General features: G+C 72.3%; 25 protein-coding genes. 15 read left to right on the top strand and 10 right to left on the bottom strand.

Going from position 1 to position 24,018, the window contains the following annotated elements; translation table 11 throughout:
- Positions 1-33 precede the first annotated feature (33 nt).
- Entirely contained in the window at positions 34-1,557 is a 1,524-nt protein-coding gene (locus NE234_RS29450; protein WP_252783945.1) for an MFS transporter, read from the bottom strand.
- A 103-nt stretch (positions 1,558-1,660) separates the two neighbouring features.
- Here NE234_RS29450 and NE234_RS29455 point away from each other — a divergent pair, with 103 nt between their 5' ends.
- On the top strand, positions 1,661-2,116 hold the full coding sequence (locus NE234_RS29455) for a MarR family winged helix-turn-helix transcriptional regulator (protein ID WP_252783946.1): 456 nt from the start codon (positions 1,661-1,663) through the stop codon (positions 2,114-2,116).
- A 141-nt stretch (positions 2,117-2,257) separates the two neighbouring features.
- Positions 2,258-2,350 carry a DUF397 domain-containing protein gene (locus tag NE234_RS29460; protein ID WP_252783947.1) on the top strand — a complete coding sequence of 31 codons (93 nt, stop codon included), beginning with the start codon at positions 2,258-2,260 and terminating at the stop codon, positions 2,348-2,350.
- Positions 2,351-2,441: 91 nt separating this feature from the next.
- Here NE234_RS29460 and NE234_RS29465 read toward each other — a convergent pair whose 3' ends face one another.
- Positions 2,442-2,849 carry a DUF2795 domain-containing protein gene (locus NE234_RS29465; protein WP_252783948.1) on the bottom strand — a complete coding sequence of 136 codons (408 nt, stop codon included), beginning with the start codon at positions 2,847-2,849 and terminating at the stop codon, positions 2,442-2,444.
- A 195-nt stretch (positions 2,850-3,044) separates the two neighbouring features.
- On the opposite strand from NE234_RS29465, the gene NE234_RS29470 reads away from it, so the two are divergent.
- On the top strand, positions 3,045-4,793 hold the full coding sequence (locus tag NE234_RS29470; RefSeq protein ID WP_252783949.1) for an acyclic terpene utilization AtuA family protein: 1,749 nt from the start codon (positions 3,045-3,047) through the stop codon (positions 4,791-4,793).
- Positions 4,790-5,512, top strand: a complete 723-nt coding sequence (locus NE234_RS29475; protein ID WP_252783950.1) for a YoaK family protein — start codon at positions 4,790-4,792, stop codon at positions 5,510-5,512. Before NE234_RS29470 ends, NE234_RS29475 begins: the two co-directional genes overlap by 4 nt.
- On the opposite strand, the gene NE234_RS29480 is transcribed toward NE234_RS29475, so the two are convergent.
- Together NE234_RS29480 and NE234_RS29485 are read right to left on the bottom strand one after the other, a co-directional pair.
- Entirely contained in the window at positions 5,513-6,295 is a 783-nt protein-coding gene (locus NE234_RS29480; protein ID WP_252783951.1) for a TIGR03943 family putative permease subunit, read from the bottom strand.
- On the bottom strand, positions 6,283-7,296 hold the full coding sequence (locus tag NE234_RS29485) for a permease (RefSeq protein ID WP_252783952.1): 1,014 nt from the start codon (positions 7,294-7,296) through the stop codon (positions 6,283-6,285). The genes NE234_RS29480 and NE234_RS29485 overlap by 13 nt, the downstream gene beginning before the upstream one ends.
- Positions 7,297-7,443: 147 nt before the next feature.
- Here NE234_RS29485 and NE234_RS29490 point away from each other — a divergent pair, with 147 nt between their 5' ends.
- Positions 7,444-9,336, top strand: coding sequence for a bifunctional metallophosphatase/5'-nucleotidase (locus NE234_RS29490; RefSeq protein ID WP_252783953.1), 1,893 nt, complete (start codon positions 7,444-7,446; stop codon positions 9,334-9,336).
- A gap of 90 nt (positions 9,337-9,426) precedes the next feature.
- Here the strand turns inward: NE234_RS29490 and NE234_RS29495 are convergent, their stop codons facing one another.
- Complete coding sequence (locus NE234_RS29495) at positions 9,427-9,999, bottom strand: TetR/AcrR family transcriptional regulator (protein WP_252783954.1); 573 nt, start codon at positions 9,997-9,999, stop codon at positions 9,427-9,429.
- Between the two features lie 74 nt (positions 10,000-10,073).
- On the opposite strand from NE234_RS29495, the gene NE234_RS29500 reads away from it, so the two are divergent.
- On the top strand, positions 10,074-10,487 hold the full coding sequence (locus NE234_RS29500) for an organic hydroperoxide resistance protein (protein WP_252783955.1): 414 nt from the start codon (positions 10,074-10,076) through the stop codon (positions 10,485-10,487).
- Positions 10,488-10,518: 31 nt separating this feature from the next.
- On the opposite strand, the gene NE234_RS29505 is transcribed toward NE234_RS29500, so the two are convergent.
- From NE234_RS29505 to NE234_RS29520, 4 genes are all read right to left on the bottom strand, one after another.
- Positions 10,519-10,800, bottom strand: coding sequence for a hypothetical protein (locus NE234_RS29505; protein ID WP_252783956.1), 282 nt, complete (start codon positions 10,798-10,800; stop codon positions 10,519-10,521).
- Between the two features lie 123 nt (positions 10,801-10,923).
- Entirely contained in the window at positions 10,924-11,682 is a 759-nt protein-coding gene (locus NE234_RS29510) for a hypothetical protein (protein ID WP_252783957.1), read from the bottom strand.
- Entirely contained in the window at positions 11,679-12,218 is a 540-nt protein-coding gene (locus NE234_RS29515; RefSeq protein ID WP_252783958.1) for a SigE family RNA polymerase sigma factor, read from the bottom strand. The genes NE234_RS29510 and NE234_RS29515 overlap by 4 nt, the downstream gene beginning before the upstream one ends.
- A gap of 107 nt (positions 12,219-12,325) precedes the next feature.
- Entirely contained in the window at positions 12,326-14,701 is a 2,376-nt protein-coding gene (locus NE234_RS29520) for a beta-xylosidase/alpha-l-arabinosidase (RefSeq protein WP_252783959.1), read from the bottom strand.
- 379 nt (positions 14,702-15,080) lie between these two features.
- On the opposite strand from NE234_RS29520, the gene NE234_RS29525 reads away from it, so the two are divergent.
- The 7 genes from NE234_RS29525 to NE234_RS29555 are packed head-to-tail and all read left to right on the top strand — an operon-like array spanning position 15,081 to position 22,333.
- Positions 15,081-16,418: an ABC transporter substrate-binding protein gene (locus NE234_RS29525; protein ID WP_252783960.1), complete on the top strand. Its 1,338-nt coding sequence runs from the start codon at positions 15,081-15,083 to the stop codon at positions 16,416-16,418.
- 28 nt (positions 16,419-16,446) lie between these two features.
- Complete coding sequence (locus NE234_RS29530) at positions 16,447-17,385, top strand: carbohydrate ABC transporter permease (protein WP_252783961.1); 939 nt, start codon at positions 16,447-16,449, stop codon at positions 17,383-17,385.
- 4 nt (positions 17,386-17,389) lie between these two features.
- A complete protein-coding gene (locus NE234_RS29535) occupies positions 17,390-18,277 on the top strand; it encodes a carbohydrate ABC transporter permease (protein ID WP_252783962.1) in 888 nt (295 codons plus the stop codon).
- Positions 18,278-18,289: 12 nt separating this feature from the next.
- Positions 18,290-19,699, top strand: coding sequence for a glycoside hydrolase family 30 protein (locus NE234_RS29540; RefSeq protein WP_252783963.1), 1,410 nt, complete (start codon positions 18,290-18,292; stop codon positions 19,697-19,699).
- A complete protein-coding gene (locus NE234_RS29545) occupies positions 19,699-20,772 on the top strand; it encodes a Gfo/Idh/MocA family protein (protein WP_252784174.1) in 1,074 nt (357 codons plus the stop codon). Before NE234_RS29540 ends, NE234_RS29545 begins: the two co-directional genes overlap by 1 nt.
- Positions 20,769-21,638, top strand: coding sequence for a DUF6807 domain-containing protein (locus NE234_RS29550; RefSeq protein WP_252783964.1), 870 nt, complete (start codon positions 20,769-20,771; stop codon positions 21,636-21,638). The genes NE234_RS29545 and NE234_RS29550 overlap by 4 nt, the downstream gene beginning before the upstream one ends.
- Positions 21,632-22,333 carry a cupin domain-containing protein gene (locus tag NE234_RS29555; protein WP_252783965.1) on the top strand — a complete coding sequence of 234 codons (702 nt, stop codon included), beginning with the start codon at positions 21,632-21,634 and terminating at the stop codon, positions 22,331-22,333. The genes NE234_RS29550 and NE234_RS29555 overlap by 7 nt, the downstream gene beginning before the upstream one ends.
- A 13-nt stretch (positions 22,334-22,346) precedes the next feature.
- On the opposite strand, the gene NE234_RS29560 is transcribed toward NE234_RS29555, so the two are convergent.
- Complete coding sequence (locus NE234_RS29560) at positions 22,347-23,243, bottom strand: LysR family transcriptional regulator (protein WP_252783966.1); 897 nt, start codon at positions 23,241-23,243, stop codon at positions 22,347-22,349.
- A 104-nt stretch (positions 23,244-23,347) separates the two neighbouring features.
- Here NE234_RS29560 and NE234_RS29565 point away from each other — a divergent pair, with 104 nt between their 5' ends.
- Together NE234_RS29565 and NE234_RS29570 are read left to right on the top strand one after the other, a co-directional pair.
- A complete protein-coding gene (locus NE234_RS29565) occupies positions 23,348-23,653 on the top strand; it encodes a hypothetical protein (protein WP_252783967.1) in 306 nt (101 codons plus the stop codon).
- A 14-nt stretch (positions 23,654-23,667) separates the two neighbouring features.
- A complete protein-coding gene (locus NE234_RS29570; RefSeq protein WP_252783968.1) occupies positions 23,668-24,018 on the top strand; it encodes a DoxX family protein in 351 nt (116 codons plus the stop codon).

The following is a 24,018-nucleotide window of genomic DNA, read 5'->3' on the forward strand; positions in this document are numbered from 1 at the left end:
GACTTGCCCCGTTGAGAGGAACCACGGCCTGGGTCAGGAGGCATCGTCTTCCCCCAGCAGGGTCCTCGCAACGTTCGCTGCCGTGGCGTGAGCAGCCGGTGTGGTGATCGCGAGCCCCGTGGCGGTGATTGCAATCCCGCAGCCGAGGATGACCCACCAGCCGGAGTGGCTGGCGTGCGCGATGTCGAGGTGCGTGCTCGCTCCTGTTGCGGTGCCGGCGAGCGCACCGACGACCGCGACGCCGAGTGCTTGGCCGATCTGGCGGCTGGTGGACGCGATCCCGCCGGCGACGCCGGCCTGCGCCAGCGGCATCCCAGACACGGCGGCGTTGCTGATCGGGGCGTTCAGCACCCCGAACCCGGCACCGAACAGGACGTAGGCCGGCGCCAGCAGTGCGTAGGAGGTGTGGTCGGTGAGGCCGGTGAGGATCGCGGCTGAGGCGGTGATGCCGAGCCCGCCGACCAGCAGAGGAATACGCGGGCCGCGTGCGGCGACGATCCGGCCTGAGATCGGCGCGACGATGATCGTCAGGACGGCCATCGGGAGCGTGTGCAGGCCGGCGTTCAGCGGCGACATTCCGCGGGTCTCTTGCAGGTAGAGGGTGTTGAGGAACAAGAACCCGCCGAGTGACGCGAACGCGCCGGCCGCGACGACAGTCGCGCCGGAGAACGGCAGGCTGGCGAAGAACCGTAGATCGATCAACGGCTCCTCCGGCCGCCGCTCCCACACCAGCAAGCCACACGCCGAGACCGCGGCCAAAGCGAACGCGATCGCGATCTTCGCCGAGCCCCACCCGGAGCCTGGCCCCTCGATGATCGCGAAGGTCAAAGCGGCGAACAGGGCGATCACGAGCACCTGGCCGACCGGGTCCAGGCGACGTGGCCTGGGCGCCCGTGACTCGGGAACGAACCGGGCAGTCAACGCGATCGCGGCCGCGGCGACCGGGATGTTGACCCAGAAGATCGACCGCCATCCCGCAGAGCTGACGAGCGCGCCACCGGCGATCGGGCCGAGCGCCATGCTGACACCGATGATCGCTGCCCACACGCCCATCGCCCTCGCGCGCTCACGCCGATCGGTGAACGTGTTGGTAATGATCGACAGCGCGACCGGGTTGAGCATCGATCCGCCCACCGCCTGAACCGCACGGAACCCGACCAACAGACCGACGCTGGAAGCAAGGCTGCACAGCAGCGACCCGACGCCGAACACCGCGAGGCCTACTTGGAACACGCGGCGACGGCCAAGCCGGTCGGCCATCGACCCCGACAGCATCAACAGGCTCGCCAACACCAGCGTGTAGGCATCCACGATCCACTGAAGCCCGGAAACCGCGGTGTGCAGATCGTGGCTCATCGCGGGAAGCGCCACGTTGACGATCGTGTTGTCCAAACCCACGATCAGCAGACTCAGACAGCAGATCGCCAGCACACCCCAACGCCGCCTCCCAGCCTGCTCAACGGCGGCCTGCATGGACCGGCCCGCCTCCGATGTAACACCGGCCCCCGCTTGCACTGCGACACCCCGCTCATCGCCGGGCGCGCGGTCGTCGCTCATCGCTTCGCTCCTGTCGCGCTTGGAAACCACGATCCACAACGTAGCAAAGCTTTGATGGAGATCAAGTCCTTGATCTAGCTCAAGGCAGGTCTATACTGACGCCGTGAGCCAGCCACCGGACGTCATCCCAGAACAAGCACTCCAGCGAGTCGGCTGGGCGCTACGCCGCGCCGACCTCACGCTCCAATCCGCCAAGGAGCCGGCCCTGCGAGCGGTCGGGCTCTCAACCGCCTCGTACTCGCTGCTGATGCACGTCCACGTCTACCCAGGACTCAACGGCGCCGAGCTAGGACGACGCCTTGGCGTCAGCACCCAAGCAGTTGCGCTGCTGGCGACCAAGCTCGAAGCCAACGGACTAGTCGAACGACGCACCCACCCCCGGCATCGCAACATCCAAGAGCTGTACCTCACTGACGAAGGCCACCGCACCCTTCAGGCCGCCTACCAGCACGTCGGCAGAATCGAGGACAAGCTCACCGACGCGCTCGGCCCCAAAGACGCCCAACACCTCCGCGACCTCCTCGACACGGTGATAGCCGCGCTCGCAGACACCGAATGAGGCCAGGCATCCCGCGGGCAGTTCATCTGGCTCGCGTCCGTCGAATCTGGTCGCCTCGGCCTTGAGCCACGCCGATGATCTGGCGATGCTCACCGAGCGGTGAGCCTTCGGTAACAGGAAGACGTACGCGTTTCGCTGATCGTGACCAATGACGGCTGGAGAAAAAGTAGCCGGAGCGGCCGGCAGGGAGCCTGCGTCGAAGTAAAAGCGCTTCCGGAATCCGCTCAGCAATAACGTCGGCGCGGTGAAATCGGGTACTGCGCGCTGAGAGACGGAGCGCGGGGCGACCTGATCAGCGGTCGCCGCGCGCCTCGCCGTCGCGTCGTCAGGCTCGCCGGGTCTCGTTGCCCAGGCCCAGTGCCTCGGAGACCTCCGCGACCCGTGTGTACTCCCGGTCCGGAAGGTTCCGCAGCGACGAGACGATCTCGTCCGGGGCGCCGTTGCCCGCGGCGCGTTCGGCCAGTGCGGCCGGGCGCATGGGCTCGTGGAACCCGGCGAGGTAGCGTGCCACGTCGCTGCGCCGCTCGACGTCGTCCGGGCTCATGCCGGCCGGAGTCCCCTCGCGGTCCGCGAGATTCGCCGACGTCGGGTCGCGATCGCGGTCGTCCACCACCGGTTCGGTCTCCTTCCACTCCTCCGCGTGCGTCGGACGGCCCGCACGCTCTAGCCCCTCGGTCTCGTGCCGTATCTCGTCGTCGATGTGAGGTCCGTGCTTGGCGCTCTGTTCACCCATGGTCGTCTCCTTCCGGCTCATCGGTCTCGCAGGCCACCTACCCGTCGCACGCGGAAAATGCGGCTCACGTGCCGCGAATTCTCACGGCGTGAGCCGGGCGGGACCGGCCGGGCGACCGTGGGGTAACTTCGCCTTCCGGGACGGATTCCGACGCGGTCCCCGTCCCCGGCGCAGGACTCGGCACCTGGGAGCGGCATGAATCGGCCGGTACGAATCGCGAACTGCTCCGGCTTCTACGGCGATCGGATCTCCGCGCTCGCCGAGATGGTGCGCGGCGGACCGGTCGACGTCGTCACGGGCGACTACCTGGCCGAGGTCACGATGCTCGTGCTGGCCAAGAACCGCCTGAAGAAGCCCTCGGGCGGGTATGCGACGACCTTCCTGCGCCAGCTGAGGCCGGTGGCCGCCGAGATCGCCGAGCGCGGGATCAAGGTCGTCGTCAACGCGGGCGGCCTGGACCCGGCGGGCCTGGCCCGGGACACCCGGGCGCTGCTGGCCGAGGTCGGCGTCGACCTCGCGGTCGCGCACGTGGAGGGCGACGACCTGTCGGCGCGCCTGGCCGGACTGGCGGCCGAGGGGCACGACCTGGCCCACCTGGACACCGGCGAGCCGTTCGCGAGCTGGGGACACGAGCCGCTGACCGCGAACGCCTACCTCGGCGGGTTCGGCGTCGCGGCCGCCCTCGCGGGCGGGGCGGACATCGTGATCACCGGCCGGGTCGCGGACGCGTCGCTGGTGACGGGGGCCGCCGCCTGGTGGTGGGGCTGGTCGCCGGACGACCATGACGCGCTCGCCGGGGCCGTCGTCGCCGGGCACGTGATCGAGTGCGGGGCGCAGGCCACCGGCGGCAACTTCTCCGGCTTCACCGGCATCGCCGACCTGCGCCACCCCGGGTTTCCGATCGCGGAGGTGGACCGCGACGGGTCGAGCGTGATCACCAAGCACGAGGACACCGGAGGGGCGGTCACGGTCGACACCGTCACCGCGCAGCTGCTGTACGAGGTCGGTGCGCCCGGCTATCTGAACCCGGACGTGATCGCCCGGCTCGACACCGTCCGCGTCGAGCAGGAGGGGCCCGACCGCGTCCGGATCAGCGGCGCGCGCGGGCAGGCGCCGCCGCCGACCACCAAGGTGGCCGTGACCGGGCTCGGCGGCTGGCGGAACTCCTGCACCTTCGTGCTGACCGGGCTGGACGTCGACGCGAAGGCCGCGCTGGTCGAGCGGGCGGTGCGCGCGCGGCTCGACGGCGAACCGGGCATCGCCGACCTGCGCTTCACCCGCATCGGCGCGCCCGCGACCGACCCGGCGGACCAGATGGCCGGGTCCAGCCTCCTGCACGTCGCCGTCGACGGCGACCAGAACAGCGCGGGCCGTGCCTTCTCCGCGCTCTGCGTCGAGCTCGCCCTGTCCAGCTACCCGGGGATCTACGGCATGGGAGTGCCGTCGGCCGGGTCCGCGTACGGCGTGTACTGGCCGACGCTCGTCCCCCAGGACGTCCCCCGGCACACGGTCGTGCACCCCGACGGGCGTGAGGAGATCGTTCCGCCCCCGGCGACCGCCGAACCCGCCGCTGAGACGGACGTCGCCCTCCCCCCGTACGAGGCGGGGCCGACCGTCGAGGGGCCGCTCGGCCGGCTCGTCCACGCCCGGTCCGGCGACAAGGGCGGCAACGCGAACGTCGGCCTGTGGGTCGCCGACCCCGAGGCGTGGCCGTGGCTCGCCGCGACGATGACCACCGAGCGGTTCCAGGAGCTGCTGCCGGAGACGCGCGGGCTGGCCGTCGACCGGTACGTCCTGCCGAACCTCCGGGCGGTCAACTTCGTCGTCCGTGGCCTGCTGGACGGCGGCGCGACCGAGGCGCGCCGCTTCGACACGCAGGCCAAGGCGCTCGGCGAGTGGCTGCGCGCCCGCCATGTGCCCCTTCCGGAGCGACTGCTGAGATGAGGGCCGCCACCGAGTCCGCGCGGCGCCGTACGGTGGCGTCGCTGGAGCTCGGTGTGCTGCTCGCGCTGGTCGGCGGGTTCCTCGACGCGTACTCCTTCATCCACCTGGGCGGCGTCTTCGCCAACGCGCAGACCGGGAACGTCGTGCTGTTCGGCGTCGAGGCGGCCCAGGGGCACTGGGGAAGCGCCGTACGGCACCTGCCCCCGATCGTCGCCTTCGCCATCGGGGTCACCGTGGCGGAGACGCTGCGGCGGCCCCGCATGGCGGCAGTCGTACGGAGCCCGGCCAGGGCCGCCCTCGTGCTGGAGATCCTCGTCCTCGTGGCCGCCGGGTTCCTGTCGTCCGTCGTCCCCGCCGACGCGCTCGTGGTCGTCATCGCGTTCGTCGCGTCGGTCCAGGTCTCGTCGTTCCGCAAGCTGCTCGACTGGCCGTACAACACGACCATGACCACGGGGAACCTCCGCTCCGCCGCGCAGGCGCTGTACGTGGCGGTGGCCGACCGCGACGCCGGGTCGGCGCGGAAGGCCCGCAGCTTCGCCGTGATCATCGTGAGCTTCCTGACCGGCGGGTTCCTCGGCGGGCTGCTGACCCTGCGCCTCGGCGCGCACGCCATCTGGATCTGCGCCGTCGTGCTCCTCCTGGCGCTGGGCCTGTTCGTCATCGACGTGCGCCGGAACATCCTGGATCTGCGCCGGCGGACGTCCCGCCGCCGGCGGTGATCACTCGTAGGGGTCCCGTGGGGCGGTGATCTCGGCGAGGCTGGTGGCGCGCAGCTCGGGTACGCCGTCGGCCGCACGCTGGAACGTCCCGGTCACGGTCACCCACTGGTCCCGCGCGGGGGTGTTCCCGGTCGTGCCGGTGACGCGGACGACCGCCGCGACGGCGTCGGCGGCGCAGCACGCGATCTGGTACCGCGCGATGCGGAAACCGGCCCGGTCGTTCCCCGGGGTGACGAAGCCCGTCAGCCGTACGGGGGTCGCGCCGAAGCTGGCGCCGGCGTGGTCGGCGGCGCGCTCGTCGAACTCCAGCAGCGTCATCGGCGTCGTACGCCCGGCGGGCAGCGGGTCGAACGTGCGCCCGCCGGAGCGGACGTCGACGGCGGCGCTGCGACCGACGCCGAAGCTGCCGAGGGCGGGCGGCGTGACCAGCAGCAACGCCAGAACGGGACCGAGCAGCAGCCAGCCGGCCCGGTCCCCGTGCGCGTGGCCGTGCCCGTGCGCGTCGCCGTGCGCGTGGCCGGGCCCCCGCTCGTCGCCGTGCCCGTGGGCGTCCGCCTGTGCGTGCGCGTCGCCGTGGGTGTCGGCGCGGCGCCGTACGAGACCGAGGGCGCGGGCGACGCCGACCAGTCCGAGCGCGACGAGCAGGATCCCGGCGACCAGGAGCACGCCGCCCATGCCGGTCCGGACGTACTTGGCGTACGCGCCGGTGAGCGCGAGGCGCACCATCATCGCGCCGACGAGCAGGACGGTCGTCGCGCGGGCGTCCTCCGTCACAGCAGCCACCATCCGACGAGACCGGCGCAGGCGACCGCCACGGCGAACGTCGCGAGCGAGAACCGCCACGCGAACCGGGTGCCGAACGTTCCCGCCTGCAGCGCGAACAGCTTGACGTCCACCATCGGCCCGACCACGAGGAACGCCAGGCGCGCGGTGAGGGAGAACTGCTTGAGCCCGGCCGCGACGAAGGCGTCCGCCTCCGAGCAGAGGGCGACGACGACGGCCAGGACGCCGAGGACGAGCAGCGACAGCGGGCCGGTCCCGGCGACGGAGTCGACGATGCTGCGGGGCACGAGGGTCTGCAGCGTGGCCGCGGTGCCGGCCCCGATGACGAGGAAGCCGCCGGCCTGCAGGAGGTCGTGCTGGGCCGTGGCGAGGAAGACCGCGAGGCGGGGCCCCTCCTCGGTGTGGTCCGAGCGCCTCGGCTTGATCAGGTCGTCGCGGCCCAGCACGATCCACAGCAGGCCCATGACGACGGAGGCGGACAGACTCGCCAGGAACCGCGCGAGGACCATCGCCGGCCGCCCGGGGAACGCGACCGCCGTCGAGACCAGGACCACCGGGTTGATGGCCGGGGCCGACAGCAGGAAGGCGAACGCCGCCGCCGGGGTCACGCCGATCGAGACGAGCCGCGCGGCGACCGGGACCGAGCCGCACTCACAGCCGGGCAGGGCCGCACCGGCCGCCGCGGCGGCGGGAACGGCGAGCGCGGGCCGCTTGGGCAGCAGCCGGGCGATCAGGCCGGGCGGGACGAACGCCGCGATCGACGCGCTGACCGCCACGCCGAGGACGAGGAACGGCAGTGCCTGGATGGTGATGGCGACGAAGACGGTGGCCCAGTTGGCGACGGCGGGGTGGCCGAACAGCCCGGTCAGCACGGGCCGCAGCGCGACCGCGGCGACGATCAGCGCGGTGACCAGCGGCAGCCCGGCTGCGCGCGGGCGCCGGCCGGACGCGGCGGCGTCGTCGGCGGGAGGAGCCTCCGGAGAGGAGGCGGGGGTCGGCACAGGCGGCAATCTACCTCTTTGTCTGGATCACGCCATGAACACGAATTGACCCGGCGTCTTTCCGTCCGTCGTCGTCGCATGGGAGGGTACGGCCGGTATTCAGTGTCCCCGCCGGCGACGGCGTGGTCCCGGCTCCCGGAGGAAGCCTTGCTCCCTGCGTTCCTGCGTTCCCGCGCGGCCCGTGCGGGACTCATCGCCGTCGCGCTGGGCGCGGTGGCCGCCGCGCCGCTGGCGGTCACCGGTTCACAGCCGGCCGGCGCGGTCACCATCGCCGGCGCCAATACGCTCTCCGACAAGGTCGCCGTCGACTGGGCGGGCAAGCACCGCCCCGCCCGTACGACGGACGTCCACCTGATCGCCTGGAACGACTTCCACGGCAACCTCGAGCCCGCCGGCCTGACCATCTACGGCAGGTTCGCGGGCGGCGCCGCCTTCCTCGCCAAGGCGGTGAAGGACAAGCAGAAGCAGTACGGCAGCCGCGAGGCCAGCGTCATGGCGGGTGACGACATCGGCGCCAGCCCCCTCGTCAACGGGCTGTTCAACGAGGAACCGGCCACCATCATGGCCAACATGATGAACGCCGACTTCGCCTCGGTCGGCAACCACGAGTTCGACAAGGGCAAGACGGAGCTGCTGCGGATCCAGAACGGCGGTTGCGCGAGCACCGGCTGCAAGGGCGCGCCGTACCCGGTGAAGCGGCACGGCAGGTGGACGACGACGAACACCTACCCGGGCGCCGACTTCCAGTACCTGTCCGCCAACGTCACGGACAAGGCGACCGGTAAGACGCTGCTGCCCGCGTACGGCGTCAAGCGGTTCCCCTCGACGAGCGGGCGGCCGATCTCGGTCGGGTTCATCGGCGAGGTGCTGCAGGCCACGCCCACGATCGTCACCCCGACCGGCGTCGCCGGCCTTGACTTCGGCGACGAGGCGGACGCCGCGAACCGCGCCGCGAAGCAGCTCGCCCGGCAGGGCGTGAAGATCCCCGTCCTCGTCATCCACCAGGGCGGCTTCCAGACCGGCCCGATCAGCACGCCGAACGGCTGCGCCGGAAACCTGGCCGGCAGCGACATCGAGGCGATCGCCAAGAAGCTCGACCCCTCCATCAAGGTGATCGTGTCCGGTCACACGCATGCGGAGTACCGCTGCACGATCACGGTGAACGGCGTGACGCGCCTGATCACCAGCGCCTCGTCGTTCGGCCGCATCCTCAGCGACATCACGCTGAAGGTCGACAACCGGACCGGCACGCTCGTCTCCGCGGACGCGACCAACTCGATCGTCGAGAACGCGCTGAACACCCCGGGCGCCGGCGTCACCCGCCAGGAGGACCCGTCCAAGGCCGACCCGGCCGTGGCCAAGGTCGTCAAGCAGTACGTCGACGCGTCCGCGCCGCTGGCCAACAAGGTGGTCGGCAAGATCCAGGGCGACCTGACCCGCGACGCCAGCCCCGTCGGCGAGACGGCGCTCGGCGACGTGATCGCCGACGCGCAGCTCGCCGCGACCTCCGACGCGAGCAAGGGCGGCGCGCAGGTCGCGCTGATGAACCCGGGCGGCGTCCGCGCGGACCTCAGGGCCGGCGACATCTCCTCCGGCGGTGAGGCGCCCGGCGAGGTCACCTACGGCGAGGCGTTCACCGTCCAGCCGTTCGGCAACAGCCTCGTGACCAAGACGATGACCGGCGACATGCTCCGGCGCGTCCTGGAGCAGCAGTTCACCGGCTGCGGCGGTCAGACCAGCCAGAAGATCCTGCAGCTCTCCAAGACGCTGAGCTACCAGTCCAACCCCTCCGCGGCCACCTGCGCCGGCAAGATCGGTGAGATCAAGGTGAACGGCGCGACGGTCACCCCGACCACGAGCCTCCGCGTGACGATGAACAATTTCCTCGCCACCGGCGGCGACGGGTTCACCGTCTTCAACGAGGGCACCGACCCGCTCGGCGGCGCGCAGGACATCGACGCGTTCGTCGCCTACCTCGCGGCCGCCGGCGCCACCGGCGTCGCCGTCCCGGCCCTGGACCGCATCACCCCGCTGTCCTGACCGACCGCCGACGCCCCGGGTGCCGCTCCTCGCCGGCACCCGGGGCGTCGCACGTCGGGCTCGGGAACTCCTCGTCCCGCCGAGGGCGGGTCAGGCCGCGGGCCGGATGAGGCGGGCGACGGCGGCGCGTACGGCGGGGCGGGCCTCGGCCGGGTCGTCGAGCGCGCCGGCGACGGTGAGGCCGTCGCGGAGCGTCATGAGAGCCACGGCCGTACGCTGCGGCTCCGGGTGACCGGCCGCGACGAGCAGCTCTTCCAGCAGGCCCTTGAACCACCGGCGGAAGTCGGCGACCACCCGGCGCACGGGATGGTCCGGATCCGGGTACTCGGCCGCCGCGTTGATGAACGCGCAGCCGCGGAAGCCCGGCGCGCAGGTGACCTCGCCGACGCCTTCGAAGACGGAGACGATCCTCTCCTCGGGCGTCTCGCCCTGCGGGACGGCCTGCTCCCGTACGCGGGCGATCTGCTCCTCCAGATACGCGCAGACCAGGTCGTCCTTGGAGGGGAAGTGGTGGTAGAAGGTCGCCTTCGCCACGCCGGCCTCGGCGATGATCCGGTCGATGCCCACCGCGTGGATGCCCTCCGCGTAGAACAGCGCGAGCGCGGTGTCGAGCACCCGGCGGCGCGCGGGGCTCCTGCGGGGAGCGGTGGCGGTCGAAGTCACGGGTTGACTTTACCAGACAGACCTGTCTACCTTAGAGATCGTACAGACAGGTCTGTCTAGTTGGGAGATCGGACATGAGCGCCATCTACACCGCCATCGCCACCGCGTCCGGCCGGGACGGCCGCGCCGTCAGCTCCGACAAGAAGCTCGACGTGACGCTGGCCAAGCCGACCGAGATGGGCGGCGACGGGGAGGGGACCAACCCGGAGCAGCTGTTCGCCGCCGGCTACGCGGCCTGCTTCGCGAGCGCGCTCGACCTCGTCGCGGGGAAGAAGAAGGTCGACGTCTCCGACACCGCCGTCACCGCCGAGGTCGGCATCGGGCCGAACGGCTCGGGCGGGTTCGCCCTCCAGGTCGTCCTGCGCGTCGAGCTGCCCGATGGCGTCGCCGCCGAGACCGGCCGCGAGCTCGTCGAGGCCGCCCACCAGGTCTGCCCCTACTCCAACGCCACCCGCGGCAACGTCCCCGTCGAGCTCGTCATCGAGTAGGCGCCCCGCGAGCCATCCGGTCGCCGGCCTCTCAGCGCCGGTCCGCCGCCTCCTCGCGTCGCAGGAAGCCGTGGATCCGCTCGGCCGCTCCGGTCACGTCGCCGACCGGATGGCGCATCTCGGCGTTCCGCCAGTCGAAGTGGTCGCCCGACTCGCTGACGAAGATGTAGAGCGGGACGCCGGGCACGTCGGTCACGACGGCCAGGCCGGGCAGCGACCGTCGCAGGTCGGACTCCACTCCGAGCCGCGCCAGCTCCGCGCTCAGCCTCTCCAGCAGCCGGACCTCCTCGTCGTGAGCGATCGCGTGTCGCACCGCCGAACTCCTTCCGCCGTGCTCTGTTCGCCGCGCATGGTCGCGAACCTGGACCGTTCTAACCCGGTACGCGAGGAATAGGACGGAAGGTTCACTAAATTCGGGACAGTCGGAAAGCGGACCTCAGAATCGACCGCTCTGGGTGAACGGGCGGCCGGTGCCGCCGGCGGTCGTCACGGTGTAGGCGTCCCCGTGGACGTCGTGACCGCCGGGAGCGCGGGCGTACTGGGCGGCGAAGACGTACCGGCCCGGCGGCACCGACCGGCCGGACAGCACCGTCCACGTGTAGACGATCGCGTTCCGCTCCTCGCCGACCGTCACCTGGTACGTGTCACCCGGCAGCGACGACCAGGAGCCCGTCGACCGTACGTTCTGCGTGCGCGCCACACGGATGGTGACGCGCAGCGTGGTGAGCGGCCGGGCCCCGGAGACGGTGACGTTCTCCTGCGCCCAGTAACCGTTGGTCCCCGGGCCGAGGCCGGCCGTGACGTCCGGGGCCGCCGCCCGTGACCGCTGCGGGGCCGCCGAAGAACCGGTGGGACGGCCCGTCGGGGAAGGGGTGCCGGCGCGGGACGTCGGCCCGGCGCTCGCCCACGTGGAGGCGGCGGACGGGGACGGCCGGTCGCTCGGGGCGGACGCGTGCCCGGCGGGAACGGCCGGGTCGGCCGGGCCCTCGGATCGCCACGTCACCACCCCCACCGCGACCGCGGCCACGCCGGCCGCCGCCAGCGCCGCCGCGACCACCGACCGGCCGCGGGCCGTACGGTCCCGGCGCGAACGGGCGCCGGCCTCCACCCGGGACCACATGTGGTCGCCGTCGGGCCGGTGGGCGTCGGCCTCCTCACGGAGGGCGGACCGCAGCCAGGGTGGCGGTTCGTTCACCGCGCCTCCCCGGTGCGCCCGGCCGGGTGCGCGGGCGGCGACCGCCACGCGCTCAGCGCCTTCTCCAACTCCGCCACCCCCCGTGACGTCTGGCTCTTCACGGTCCCGACCGAGATCCCCAGGACGCGGGCCGTCTCCTGCTCCGACAGGTCGAAGGCGTACCGCAGGACGACGCACGCGCGCTTGCGCATCGGCAGGCGCCGCAGCGCCGCGCGTACGTCGACCACGGCGGGGACGTCCGGCTCCTCGGACCGGTCCCGGAACATGGCCCCCAGCAGTCCGGCGCGCGAACGCTCCCGGACCAGGGTACGGACCCGGGTGGCGGCGAGGTTCACCACGATGCGGCGAACGTAGGCGAGCGGCTGGTCCGCCGTGCGGACGCGGCCCCACCGGCCCCAGGCCGCGACGAACGCGTCGGCGGCCAGGTCGTCGGCGGCGTCCGCGTCGCCGGTCAGCAGGTAGGCGAGACGCGCGAGCTCCCGATGGTGCGCCTCGAAGAAGGCGTGGAACTCTGCTGCGTCGTCCTCGGACTGCACAGGGCGCTCCCGGGTGCGTCGGCTGCGTCCGCTCGTTCGGCCTCAGCCGCGCCGAGACTAGTGGCAGCCCCGATCGGATTTCTACCGGTGAGCGCAGTCTCGGCGTCTCAGCACGGTGTCACCTCGACGGGCACGGTCAGGACGCGGTCCGGGCCGAGCACGCGCTCGGGGCCGGTCAGCGTGAACGACCCCTGCAGGGGCAGGTCGGCGCTGGACCCACCGACCGCGACGTCGATCCGGCCGGGTTCCACGACGCGCCGCAGGTTGAGGTCGGTGAACGAGGTCCGGTCGGCGTGCACGGTGAACTCCACCCGGGCGGCCGCGCCGGGTTCGAGCCGGACCCGCACCCAGCCGGCCAGCCACCGCACCGGCCGTACGACCGAGCACACCGGGTCGCCGAGGTACAGCTGGACGACCTCGGTGCCGGGCCGGTCGCCCGTGTTGCGGACGGTGGCGGAGACGCGGACGGTCCCGTCCGTGCCGGCCGACGGATCCACCTCCAGGGCGTCGTACGCGAACCGCGTCCAGGTCAGCCCGTGGCCGAAGGGGAACAGCGGCGTCGGGTCGATCGCGCTCCAGCGCGACGGCCCGCCGGTCCGCGAGTGCAGGTACGTCGCCGGCTGGCCGCCGGGTCCGTGCGGCACGCTGACCGGCAGCCGCCCCGACGGCTCGACGCGGCCCGACAGCACGCCCGCGACCGCCGGGCCGCCCTCCTCGCCGGGGAAGAAGGCCTGCACGATCGCCGCCGCCCGGTCCACCAGGCCGCCGAGGGCGTACGGGCGGCCGGCGAGCAGCACGATGACCGTGGGCGTGCCGGTGGCCAGGACGGCGTCGGCGAGTTCGGCCTGCCGGCCCGGCAGGGCGAGGCTCTCGGCGTCGCACCCCTCACCCGAGGTGCCGCGGCCGAACAGGTCCGACCGGTCGCCGAGGGTCAGCACGCACACCTCCGCGCGGCGGGCGGCCGCGACGGCGGCATCGATGTCGGCGTCGTCGGCGACCAGGACGTCCCGGCCGGCCGTCACCTCGACCTCCGCGCCGGACAGCTCGGCGCGGAGCGCGTCCGCGAGGGCCGGGATCTCCACGCCGAACGGCAGGTCGGGGAAGCGCGCGGTCATGTGGTTGGGGAAGGCGTAGCAGCCGAGCATGGCGCGCGGCTCGGCGGCGAGCGGGCCGGCCACCGCGACGCGTCCGGCGCGCAGCGGCAGGACCCCGTCGTTGGCGAGCAGGACGACCGACGCCTCCGCGATACGGCGGGCCAGCTCCCGATGGGCGGGCGGGTCCAGGTCGATGATGTCGTCCGGCCGTACGCCGTCCACCGCGCCGCCCGCTGGCACTCCGTCCACGGCTCCATCGGCGGTTCCATCGGTCGCCTCGTCGAGGAGGCCCAGCTCGCACTTGAGGGCGAGCACGCGGGACACGGAACGGTCCAGGTGCTCCTCCGGGATCGCGCCGCGCCGTACCATCTCGACCAGCGGCGCGCCGTAGCAGCGGATCGTCGGCAGCTCGACGTCGACGCCCGCGCGCAGGGCGAGGGCGGCGGACTCGCCGGGGGAGCCGGCGACGCCGTGCATGCTCTCCAGGAACGAGATGCCGAAGTAGTCGGCCACGACGATGCCGGTGAAGCCGAGCTCGTCGCGGAGCAGCCGGGTCATCAGGCGTTCGTCGGCGGTGGCCGGAACGCCGTCGACGTCGACGTACGCGGCCATCACCGAGCGGGCGCCGCCCTCGCGGAGCGCGAGCAGGAACGGTTCGAGGACGATGTCGGCGTACTCGCGGGGGCCGAGGGCGGCGGACGCCATGTTCCGTCCGGCCCGGGAGGACGCGTATGCCGCGAAGTGCTTGAGCGTGGCCACGATCCCGTTGCCCTCGAGTCCGCGCACGTACGCCGTGCCGATGCGGCCGACGAGGTACGGGTCCTCGCCGATGGTCTCCTCGGTCCGGCCCCATCGGGGGTCGCGCGTCACGTCGAGGACGGGTGCGAGGCCCTGGTGGACGCCGACCCGCCGCATGCTGGCGGCGATCGCGCCGGCCATCTCCTCGACCAGCTCCGTGTCGAACGTCGCGCCCCACGCCAGCGGGCAGGGGAAGACGGTCGCGGTGTGGGTCATGAAGCCGGTGAGGCACTCTTCGTGCGCGATCGCGGGGATGCCGAACCGGTTGCCGGCGGCGACCCGCGCCTGCAGTTCGCGCAGCCGCGCCGCGCCCTCCGCCGGGGGGACCGGCGCGGTGCCGAAGACGCGGGTGAGCTGGCCGAGTCCGGCCTTGATGACGTCGTCCAGGGGCGGCGGCTCACCGAAGTCGTCGGGGAGTGGCGCGACCTCCTCGCCGGGGCGGGCGGACACGGCCCAGTAGCCGACCAGCTGGGCCGCCTTCTCCTCCACGGTCATCCGGCTCAGCAGGTCGGCCACCCGCTCGGCGGTCGGCAACCGGCGGTCGCGCCATGAGCCGGTCGGTCGGGTCGGGTGAGGAAGCGTTTCGGCCATCTGTGGTGGGCTCCCGTCTGGCGATCGAGTGTGGGCCGGGCGTGTCCCGTGGGCCTCGCGCTCCCACCGCATCGAGGTCCACGGGGCACGCGTCCTGGGTGCGGCCGGCGGTGGCGCCGTGGATGGCCGGACGCGCGGCTCGATGGCGAGGAGCGTGCTCGCCGAGCGGCCGAAGTGAACGTTATCGCAATGTTTCGGAGCCGCCAAGGTCTCACTGGCGCGCTTGATCGCCGATTTATCAAGAAACGTCGCGAAGGGTTGACCGCTGCGGGGGGCTTTCTTAAGGTACGGCAACAACCGCTGTCCCGACACTTTTTCGAAACAGCACCGACACGTCACCGCAACGCCCGTCTCTGCCGTAATCCCCCAAGGAGGACCGATGGGCGACTCACCGCTCTCGCGCCGCACCTTCCTCTCGGCCGCCGGAGCCGCCGGAATCGCCGGCCTCACCGCCCCCCTGCTCAGCGCCTGCGGAACCTCCGGGCCCTCCGGTGGCGGAGGCGGCGGCAAGAAGACCCTCCAGGCCTGGGTCCTCCAGGACGACGGGCAGAACCCCATCCAGCAGGCGTCCCTCGACGACTTCAACAAGTCGTCGAGCACGAAGATCAAGCTCGTGGAGATCCCCAACTCCGGCTCCTCGGGGTACACCGACAAGCTCCGCATCGGCATGGGCTCGCCGAACCCGCCGGACCTGCTGTTCAACTGGGGCACCGGCAGCATCCAGGACTACGCCGCGAGCGGCCGGCTGGTCGACCTCACCTCGCAGCTGAACAGCGACCCGACGTGGAAGAGCGCGTGGATCCCCTCCGTGCTCGACGCCGGGAAGGCGGCCGACGGGAAGTACTACGGCATCCCGATGCGCGGCATGCAGCCCGTGCTGCTCTTCTACAACAAGACGCTGTTCGCCCAGCACGGGCAGAAGCCCCCGGCGACGTACGACGACCTGCTCAAGCTGGTCACGTACTTCGACTCCCAGAAGATCCAGCCGTTCGCGCTCGGGCACGTCGACGCCTGGCCGAACCTCATGTGGCTGGAGTACCTCGTCGAGCGCCTCGGCGGGCCGTCGGTCTTCGCGGACATCCTCGCCGGAAAGCCGAACGCCTGGAGCAACCCGGTCGTCCTCGACGCGCTGCACCGGATCCAGGACCTGGTCGACCGGCGGGCGTTCGGCACCAACTTCGCGTCGGTGAACTACGTCAACGACGGTGCCGGGCTGCTGTTCGCCAAGGGCAAGGCGGCGATGCACCTGATGGGCACCTGGGAGTACTCCAACCAGGTCGACAAGCACCCGGACTTCGCCAAGAACGACCTCGCGTTCGCGCCCTTCCCGACCATCACCGGTGGCAAGGGCGACCCGAACAACGTGGTCGGCAACCCGACCAACTACTACTCGATCAGCCGTAAGTCCAAGGACGTCAACGCCGCGATCTCCTTCCTCAAGAAGGAGATGTCGAGTCAGATGTACATCGACAAGCTGATCAAGGCGGGCGACGTGCCGGCCGCGACCGGCCTGGAGGCGAGACTGGCGGCCTCTCCCGGCCCGGAGTTCGCCAAGTACGTCTACCAGATGGTGCAGAAGGCGCCGAGCTTCACCCTGTCCTGGGACCAGGCGCTGCCGAGCAGGTTCACCGACCCGCTGCACAACAACCTGCAGAAGGTCTTCCTCAAGAAGATGACGCCGGAGAAGTTCACCCAGGTCCTGGGCCAGGTGAAGTGATGGCGGCGCGGATCGAGGCGGGCCGCCGATGACCGCCGTGTCGGGCGCGCGGCGGGGCAGGCGGCGGTCGGCCGCCTCCGCCGGCGCGGACCGGGCGGCCCGGCCGGGCGCGGTCTGGATCCTTCCCGCCGTGCTGTTCTTCGGCGTGTTCGCGGGGGTGCCGCTCCTCCTGACGGCCGTGCTGTCCTTCACCGACTGGAACGGGCTCGGCACGCCGAACTTCAACGGCGTGGCCAACTGGCGCCACGCGCTGACGGACAGCGCGATCTGGGAGTCGATGCGGATCAGCCTGGTCTTCATGGTGCTGTGCTGGGTCGTGCAGACCCCGCTCGCCCTGCTGATCGGCGTGTGGGCGGCGGGCCGGGAGCTGAACCGCGCGGTGCTGTCCTCGATCTTCTTCCTGCCGCTGCTGATGTCGACCGCCGCGATCGCCATCACGTGGCGGGTGCTGCTCGACCCGAACTTCGGGCTCGCCGCGACCGTCGGCCCCTGGATCGGCTTCCCGGACGGGAACATCGCCGGCGACCAGCACGGCGCCCTGGGCGCCGTCGTGGTCGTCATCGCATGGCAGTTCGTGCCGTTCCACTCGCTGATGTACCAGTCCGCGACGCGGCAGATCCCGAAGATGCTGTACGACGCCGCGCTCATCGACGGCGCCGGACGGTTCCAGCAGTTCTGGCACATCACGCTGCCGCAGCTCCGGAACACCATCATCACCTCGTCGGTGCTGATGCTGGTCGGGTCGTTGACCTACTTCGAGACCATCCTGATCGTCACGAACGGCGGTCCGGGCACCGCCACGATGGTCCTGCCGCAGCGCATGTACAACAGCGCCTTCCAGAGTTTCCAGATGGGGTACGCGAGCGTGATCGCGCTGGTCCTGGCCGCGCTCGGCACCGCGCTGTCGCTGGTGATCGTCCGCTTCTCCGGATACGGGAAGATGCGCAGCACGCTGGAGGGGATCTGACGCCATGACGGCACTCCGGGAAGAGACGTCGGTGCCGGTCGCCGATCACCGGCGCGGCGACCGTCCACGACGGAAGCGGCAGCGGCCGAATTGGGGCGCCGGGCTGGCCGCGCTCGCCTGGCTCGTGTTCGTGGGCGTACCGATCTACCTGATGATCAAGGACAGCTTCCAGCCGAAGGACGCCTATCTCGACGGCGGCCCGCTGTCCCTGCCGCGCAAGCTGACCCTGGACAACTTCGCCGAGGTCTTCCGCAGCGGGTACACCCGCTACCTCATCAACACCGCGGTCGTCACCGTGGCGAGCGTCGCGCTGACCGTGCTGCTCGCCTTCCCCGCGGCGTACGCGATCGTGCGGTCGCGCAGCCGGATCGTCTCCGGAACGTTCCGGATCTTCCTGGCCGGGCTCGCGGTGCCGGCGCAGGCCACGATCATCCCCGTCTACCTGATGATCTCGCGGATGCACCTGTACGACTCGCTGACCGCGATCATCCTGCCGACCGTGGCGTTCGGCCTGCCGCTCAGCGTGCTGGTGCTGTCGTCGGCGTTGCGGGACGTGCCGCGCGAACTGTACGAGGCGATGACCATCGACGGGGGCGGATCGTTCCGGTTGATGTGGAGCCTGGCGCTGCCGCTCAGCCGCGCGTCGCTGACCACCATCTCCGTCTACAGCGCGCTGAACGCCTGGAACGGCTTCCTGTTCCCGCTGATCCTCACCCAGTCCCCCGAACAGCGGGTCCAGACGCTCGGCCTGTGGAACTTCCAGAACCAGTTCGGCGCGAACGTGCCCGGTCTGATGGCGGCCGTGCTGCTGTCGGCCATCCCCGTCTTCGTCGTCTACCTGTTCGCGCGCCGCTGGCTCATCGCGGGCCTGGCCGGTGCGGGCGGAAAGTAGAGATCTCCCCCCATGCGTCCCCTCACGCGCAGATCACTCGCCTTCGCCCTGGCCGCGGCGACCGCGTGTTCCCTCGGCGTACCCGCGCACGCCGAGGGAGCGCCGGGCGGCCGCGTGGACTTCGGCAGGAGGTTGCAGCCCATCGACGGGTTCGGGTTCTCCGAGGCGTTCCAGCGGGCCGCCGTGATCCACGGGTTGAACGGGCTGCCGGCGCCGAAGCAGAAGGAGGTCGTCGACCTGCTGTTCGGCCGGCGCGCCGGGGCCGGGGCCTCCATCCTGCGGCTCGGCATCGGCTCGTCCGCCGACACGGTGTACGACCACATGCCCTCCATCGAGCCCGCCGACCCGGGCGGGCCGGACGCACCGCCGAAATACGTCTGGGACGGCGACGACGGCGGCCAGGTCTGGCTCGCGAAGCAGGCCGAGGCGTACGGCGTGAAACGGTTCTACGCCGACGCGTGGAGCGCGCCGGGCTACATGAAGACCAACGGCACCGACGCGAACGGCGGCACCCTCTGCGGGTTGCAAGGCACGAACTGCGCGAGCGGCGACTGGCGGAAGGCGTACGCGAACTACCTCGTGCAGTACGCGCGGTTCTACCGCCGCGAGGGCATCCGGATCACCGACCTGGGCTTCACCAACGAGCCGGACATCACCGTCTCGTACGCCTCGATGAACTTCACCCCCGCCCAGGCCGCGGAGTTCGTCACGGTGCTCGGCCCGGTCGCGGCGAAGGCGGGGCTGAGGCTGTCCTGCTGCGACGAGACCGGCTGGGACGGGCAGCGGGACTACACCCGGGCCATCGAGGCGGACCCGCAGGCGGCCCGGTGGGTCACGACCGTCACCGGCCACGCCTACTCCAGCCCGGTCACCGCGCCGCAGCCGACACGGAAGCGCACCTGGATGTCGGAGTGGGGCCCGGGCGGCAGCACCTGGAACGAGAACTGGGACGACGGCACCGAGTCCTCCGGCTTCGCGGTCGTGCAGAACATCCACCGGACCCTGACGGACGGGAACGCGAGCGCGTACGTCTACTGGCTCGGCGCCTCCGTCGGGGCGACCCGCGCGCTGATCCAGCTCGACGGCGACGCCTACCACGTGTCCAAGCGGCTGTGGGCGTTCGCCGCGTACAGCCGGTTCATCCGGCCGGGCGCCACCCGCGTCGCGGTGAGCACCGCCGACCCGGCGCTGGAGGTCTCGGCGTACCGCAACGCCGACGGCACCAAGGTCGTCGAGATCCTCAACACCGGGACCACCGCGTCGACGACGGACCTCGCCCTCGGCTCCCCCGCCGGGCACGCCCGGGCGTACCTGACCGACGGCGGCCACTCGGTGTCCCCCGTCGCCGCCGCGCGCGCCCACGGCCGGACCCTGTCGGTCGACCTCGCCCCCCGCTCGCTGACCACGGTCGTCCTGCGGTGATCCGGGCCGCGATCGTCGGCACGGGCGGGATCGCGGGCATCTGCCACCTGCCCGCGCTGCGGGCGGAGGCGCACCGCGCCCGGGTCGTGGCCGCCGTCGACGTCGACGCCGGACGCGTGAAGGACTTCTGCGCCGAGCACGGCATCCCGGCCGCCTACACCGACCTGGGGGAGATGCTCGCAGAGGCCCGTCCCGACCTCGTCCACGTCTGCACGCCGCCGCACGTCCACGCCGCGCAGGTCAAGGCGTGTCTGGACGCGGGCGCGTGGGTGCTGTGCGAGAAGCCGCCCGCCCTCTCGCTCGCCGAGTACGACGCCATGACGGCCGCCGAGCGCGACGGCGGCCCGTACGCGACCGTCGTCTACCAGCACCGGTTCGGCTCCGGCGCCCGCCACCTGCGCCGCCTCGTCACCGAGGGAGAGCTGGGCCGGCCCCTGGTCGCGGTCTGCCTGACCACCTGGCACCGCGACCAGGCGTACTTCGACGTCCCCTGGCGCGGCCGGTGGGACACCGAGGGCGGCGGCCCGACCATGGGCCACGGCATCCATCAGATGGACCTGCTGCTCGCGACGCTCGGCGACTGGGCCGAGGTCCGTGCCATGGCCGGCCGCCTCGCCCGGAACGTCGACACCGAGGACGTGTCCGTCGCGTCGGTCCGGTTCGAGAACGGCGCGCTCGCGTCGGTCGTCAACAGCGTGCTGTCGCCGCGCGAGGAGAGCCGGCTGCGGTTCGACTTCACCGACGCGACGGTCGAGCTGTCGCACCTGTACGGCTACGGCAACGCGGACTGGACCTACACCCCCGCGCCGCACGTCACCGACGAGGCGCGGATCGCCGCGTGGCGGACCCCGGACCGCGACGTGCCGAGCTCGCACACCGCGCTGCTCGCCGACCTGCTCGACGCGTACGAGCGCGGCGAACGCCCGGAGACCAGCGGGGCGGGCGGCCGGCAGACCCTCGAACTCATCGCCGCGCTGTACCGGTCGGCGCTCACCGGCCGGCCCGTACGCCGCGGCGAGATCGACGACGCGGACCCCTTCTACCGGGAGATGAACGGCGGGATGCACCTGTGAGGATCGAGTACATCGGCGACCACACCCTCGCCGTGCGCGAGCGCGACGTGGAGCTGTTCCGGTACGTCTACCGGCCGGCCACGCCAGAGTTCGAGGGACCGAAGCCGTACCTGCACCCGGTCCGTACGCTCGCCGGGGACGTCGTCACCGCGTACCGGCCGCACGACCACCGCTGGCACAAGGGTGTCCAGATGACCGTGTCGCACCTGTCGGGGGAGAACTTCTGGGGCGGCGGCAGCTACGTCCGCGACCAGGGTTACGTCGACCTGCCGAACGTCGGCGTCATGCGGCACGAGGAGTTCGCCGACGCCGACGGGGGCCGGATCGCCGAGCGCCTCACCTGGCACACCCAGGGAGGCGAGCACTGGGTGGACGAGCACCGCGAGCTGGCCGTACGCGACGTCGCCGCCGACTCGTGGGCGCTGGAGTTCGCGACCGCGCTGACCAACGTACGGGGGGAGCCGCTCGTCTTCGGCAGCCCGACGACGAACGGCCGCCCGGCGGCCGGGTACAGCGGGCTGTTCTGGCGCGGGCCGCGGGCCTTCACCGACGGGGAGATCCTCGCGGCGGAGGGCCAGGGCGGCCCGGAGCTGATGGGCCGGCCCGCGGCCTGGCTCGCGTACGTCGGCCGGCACGACGAGGTCGACCGGGCCTCGACGCTCATGTTCTTCGACGACCCGGACTTCGGCAGCGACTGGTTCGTCCGGAACACGCCGTTCCCGGCGGTCAACCCCTCGCTCGCCTTCGCCGAGGAGTTCGCGCTGCCGCCCGGTGAGACGCTGCGCCTGCGGTACCGGATCGTCGTCGCCGACGGCGCCTGGGACCGCGCGCGGCTGGACGCCTACGCCAAGGACCACCCGTGGTGAGCCCGCTGCCCGGCGCGGTCGGGATCTCGGGGCTGCGCGTGTACGACTGGCCGACCGCCGACGGGCTGTGCGGCGGCTCGCCGCACGCCCACCTGACCTGCGCGGAGGCGTACGTCGTCGTCGCGGGCGAGGGCAGCGTGCAGACGCTGACCTGCGACGGCTTCGCCGAGACGCCGCTGGCCCCCGGCACCGTCGCCTGGTTCACGCCGGGGACCGTCCACCGGCTCGTCAACGGCGACGGCGGGCTGCACATCGTCGTCGTCATGCAGAACAGCGGGCTGCCCGAGGCGGGCGACGCCGTCTTCACCTTCCCACCGGAGACCCTGAACGACCCGGCGGCGTACGAGCGGGCGGCGGCCCTGGATCCCGCCGCGCGCGAGGACACCGCCCGGCGCCGCCGCGACCTGGCCCTGGAGGGCTACGCCGTCCTGCGCGAGCGGCTCGACGACGGCGACCCGGCGGCGCTGCATGACTTCTACCGGTCGGCCGTACGCCTCAAGGCGCACCTGTTCGGCGAGTGGGAGAAGCGCTGGCGGGCGGGCGCGTTCGCCGAGGCGCTGCAGACCGGCGCGTACCTCAGCCGCCTGGGCGCGGGCGACATCGGCCACCTGACGGAGGCCGCCGTCCACCGGCTCGACCCGCCGCCGGAGCGCGCGTTCGGCATGTGCGGCCGCCTCGACACGTACGTGCCGTGACCCGCCCGGCCGATCAGGCCGGGTTCCGCGTCTCCAGGCAGCAGCGGACGAAGTCCTGGACCACGGGGTCGGCGTCGGCGGCCGGCGTCCAGGCGACGCCGACCTCGCTCGGGGAGACGCCGGTGACGGGCAGGTACGTGACGCCGGGGCGGGCGTAGAAGCGGGCGGCGGACTCCGGAGCGAGGGCGACGCCGTAGCCGTTGGCGATCGCGCTGAGCCAGTCGTCGGGCTGGTCGGTGACCGCGCCGACCGGCGGCGGCGCACCGCCGCGCTCGTCGACGGCCAGCCAGTAGTCGCGCCATCGACCGGTGTCGGCCGGGGCCGCGACGAACGGTTCGTCCCGCAGGTCGGTGATGGAGACCCGGCCGCGCTCGGCCAGCCGGTGGCCGCTGGGTACCGCGACGCAGCGGGGTTCGCTGAACAGCACCTCCGTCCGGAGGGCCTCCTGCCCGGGGAAGGGCAGGCGCAGCAGCGCCACGTCCACCTCCGCGTCCGCGAGCCCGGCCGTCGGATCCGACCAGGCGGCCTGCCGCATGTCGACCCGCCATCCCGGCCGGCGGCCGGCGAACGCGGCGATGATGCGCGGCGTCGCCTCGTTCGCGGCGCTGGCCAGGAAGCCGACCCGCAGCACGCGGTCCGCCCGGCGCGCCGCCTCCCTGGTCTCCCCGAGCACGCGGTCCCAGTCGGTCAGCAGGGCGGGGACCCGGGCCGCCAGCGCCCGGCCGGGTTCGGTGAGGGCCATGCCGTCGCGGGACCGTACGAACAGTGTCATCCCGAGGAGGGTCTCCAGCCGCTTGATCTGCTTGGTCAGCGCCGGCTGGGAGACGTACAGCCGCTCGGCGGCGTGAGTGAGGTTGCCCTCCTCCGCGACGGCGGCGAAGTAGCGCAGGAGCCGGAGGTCCACATCCATGCCACCAGGTTATAGACGCAGGTATTGGACGCCTGGCCGCGTGCTCGGCGAGCCTTGTGCCGGCGGCGGGCACCGGCCCGCCGAATGGAGGACGAGGAGGTCCCATGCCCGTGCTGATGGTCCGGTACGAGGTCGCCGAGGAGGACGCGGCCGAGGTCGCCACCGCGATCGACAAGGTGTTCGCGGCCGTGCGGGAGCGGCAGCCGGACGGGGTCCGGTACGCCTACCTGCGCGCCGCCCACGGCACCGAGTTCGTCGCCCTGCTGGAACTGGCCGAAGGCGTCGAGAACCCGCTGCCCGGCATCGAGGCGGCGCGGCGGCTGCAGGAGGTCGTCGCGCGCTGCGCCGTGGGGCCCGCGCCGGTACCCCGGCCGCTCGACGTCCTCGGCGACCACCGCCTCTTCGGCTGAACGGGGGCATCGGGGTGTTCGCCGCTTACGTCGCCGTCACCGTCGTCACGATCCTGGCCACCGCCGGCATCGCCGTCGCGGACGTCGCGCGCGCCGGGTTCGTCCTCGCCAACTCGGCCGAGGTCGGCGTCCCGCAGGCGTGGCTGCCGATGCTCGCCGTGCTCAAGGGCGCCGGCGCGGCCGGGCTCCTCCTCGGGCTCCTGGGGATCCGGCTCGTCGGCGTCGCCGCCGCCGTGGGACTCGTCCTGTTCTTCGCCGGGGCGCTCTTCGCCCACGTCCGCGCCCGGGTCTTCCACAACATCGCCTTTCCCGGCGGCTACTTCGCGCTGGCGGCGGCGTCGCTGGTCCTCGTCCTCGGGCGCTGA

Origin of the sequence: Actinoallomurus rhizosphaericola, from assembly GCF_024055675.1 — a bacterium.
In the GTDB taxonomy this organism is placed as follows: Bacteria; Actinomycetota; Actinomycetes; order Streptosporangiales; family Streptosporangiaceae; genus Actinoallomurus; species Actinoallomurus soli.